This window comes from Pseudomonas putida, from assembly GCF_028682475.1.
In the GTDB taxonomy this organism is placed as follows: Bacteria; Pseudomonadota; Gammaproteobacteria; order Pseudomonadales; family Pseudomonadaceae; genus Aquipseudomonas; species Aquipseudomonas putida_AG.
This window is the reverse complement of sequence record NZ_JANHLE010000121.1, coordinates 1-406: the sequence shown is the minus strand read 5'-3', so window position 1 is coordinate 406 and position 406 is coordinate 1. Positions and strand designations below refer to the sequence as shown.

At 67.0% G+C, this 406-nt stretch carries 1 protein-coding gene; it reads left to right on the top strand.

Annotated elements, in window-relative coordinates; all coding sequences use genetic code 11:
* Positions 1 to 4: 4 nt before the first annotated feature.
* On the top strand, positions 5 to 406 hold a 402-nt coding region (locus NPS47_RS25450; RefSeq protein WP_337993430.1), incomplete at its 3' end, for a toxin VasX.

Below are 406 nucleotides of genomic sequence, written 5' to 3'. Positions count from 1 at the left end.
GCCGGTGCGCTATGCCCTGGCAGAAGAAAAAGCGGCCCATCCCTGCTGCACGCCCGGTGTTGTCACCCGCAGCCACCCCATGGCAGCACGTCGCCTGCGCGGCGGCTATCTGTACCTGTGGCAAGACCAGGGCCCGCTCAAACGCTATGCCGTCGCGCCGAACGGTCTGCTCAGCGAGCAAGCGCTGGAGGACGATGACACCCTCGTCCAGCGCGGCACCCTGGCGGGGCTGGCGCTGAAAAAAATCCACACTGCCTGGATGCTCTACTGCGAGTACCCGCTGCCTGCGGAACACTGTCAGGCGTTGAGCACCAGCAGTGCCAAGCGCGACACGCACATGCGCCGGGTTGCCTTGCGCACGGTGGCCAACGAGCTGCAGGCGCCGCATTGCCCGCCGCTGGCCAGT